The following is a 1,948-nucleotide window of genomic DNA, read 5'->3' on the forward strand; positions in this document are numbered from 1 at the left end:
CGCCTGGCGGACGGCGGCGTCGTGCGCGACGGCGCCGACGCCGAACTCGACGGCCTGCGCCACCGCGCCCGCCACGCCCAGGCCGAGCTGGCGTCGCTCGAGCGGCGCGAGCGCGAGCGCACCGGCATCGCCACGCTCAAGGTCGGCTTCACGCGCGTGTTCGGCTACTACTTCGAGGTGACCCGCGCCAACCTCGCCAGCGTCCCCGCCGACTACGTCCGGCGCCAGACGCTGGTGAACGCCGAGCGCTTCCACTCCGCGGAGCTCGCCGCCTTCGAGGAGGGGATCCTCGGGGCGGAGGACCGCGCGCTGGCGCTCGAGGCACGCCTCTTCGAGGAGCTGCGCGCGCGCCTCGCGGGAGCCGTCCCGCGGCTCCAGGCGGCGGCCGCCGCCGTCGGGCGGATCGACGCGATCGTCTCGCTGGCCGAGGTCGCGCGCCGGCGCGGCTACTGCCGCCCGGAGGTGGACGACGGCCTCGTCCTGGACATCGGCGCAGGCCGCCACCCCGTCGTCGAGTGCGCCGCCACCGAGCGCTTCGTGCCGAACGACTGCCGCCTGGACGCCGCGGATTGCCAGCTGATGGTGCTCACCGGCCCGAACATGGCCGGCAAGTCGACCTTCCTGCGCCAGACCGCCCTCATCGCGCTCATGGCGCAGATCGGCAGCTTCGTCCCCGCGGCGGCGGCGCGCGTCGGCGTCGTCGACCGCATCTTCACCCGCATCGGCGCCGCCGACCGCCTCTCCCGCGGCCAGAGCACCTTCATGGTCGAGATGACCGAGACGGCGGGGATCCTCCACCACGCGACCGAGCGCAGCCTCGTGGTCCTCGACGAGGTGGGGCGCGGGACGAGCACCTTCGACGGCCTGGCCATCGCCTGGGCGGTCGCCGAGAGCCTCCACGGCGAGCGGCCGCGCGGCCCCCGCACGCTGTTCGCCACGCACTACCACCAGCTCACGGAGCTGCCGCTGACGCTGCCGCGCGCGCGCAACTTCACGGTCGCCGTGCGCGAGTGGGAGGGACAGATCGTCTTTCTGCGGACGATCGCCCCGGGCGGCGCGGACCGCAGCTACGGCATCCAGGTGGCCCAGCTCGCGGGGCTGCCGGCGGCGACGCTCGCGCGGGCGCGGGAGATCCTCGCCAACCTCGAGACGGGCGAGCTGACCCTCGAGGGGCTTCCCCGCATCGCGGGTCACGCCACGCCGGAGGCGCCGGCGGCGCCGCAGCTGGACCTCTTCCCCGTGCGCGAGCACGACGTCGTGCGCAGCCTCCGCGAACTGGACCCGGACCGTCTGACGCCGCTCGAGGCGCTGCAGCTGATCGCGGCGTGGAAGGCCGCCGTGGGGACGCCCGTGCGGAGCTCGGTCTCGTGAGGGCGCTGCTCGTCGCCGCGGCCCTCGCCGCCGCTCTCGCGGCCCCCGCGGGCGCGGCCCCGCGGCCTGCCCCCGCCGCGGGGACCTCGCGCCAGGCTCCGGGCCTGTCCGCGCCGGCGCTCTTCGCCAAAGCGGAGGACGCGTTCGGCGCCCTCAAGGCGGACGCGCGGGCGCAGCGCAACCACCGCAGCTTCATGCGCGTGCTCGACCTCTACCGCGCCGTCTTCGAGAAGTACCCGGCCACGCGCCAGGCGGAGCTCTCGCTCATGCGGGCCGGCGCCCTCTACACCCTCCTCTACCGCTGGACGGGCCAGGAGGGCGATCTCAACCGCGCGCAGAACTACTACCAGCGCCTGATCCAGAGCTACCCGCGCAGCACGCTCGTGGACGACGCGCGCATCGCGATCGCCTATCTCTCCCTGGACCACTTCAACAACCCGGCGCAGGCCTGGCTGCGGTTCCGGGACGTCGTCCGCCTGTCGCCGGAGGGGGACCGCGTCCCCGAGGCGAAGCGGCAGCTGCAGCGGCTCTCCCGCTTTGCGCAGGCGGACCCGCCCGCCGCGCCGGCGGGCGACCT

General features: G+C 75.2%; 2 protein-coding genes. Both read left to right on the plus strand.

Annotated features, from left to right (window positions below):
* The coding region (mutS, locus tag VI078_11290; protein ID HEY5999865.1) for a DNA mismatch repair protein MutS at positions 1-1,371 on the plus strand (1,371 nt) is incomplete at its 5' end.
* Positions 1,368-1,948: hypothetical protein (locus VI078_11295; protein HEY5999866.1), on the plus strand; the 581-nt coding region annotated here is incomplete at its 3' end. The genes mutS and VI078_11295, both read left to right, overlap by 4 nt.

The organism is bacterium (genome assembly GCA_036524115.1).
Classification (GTDB): domain Bacteria; phylum JAUVQV01; class JAUVQV01; order JAUVQV01; family DATDCY01; genus DATDCY01.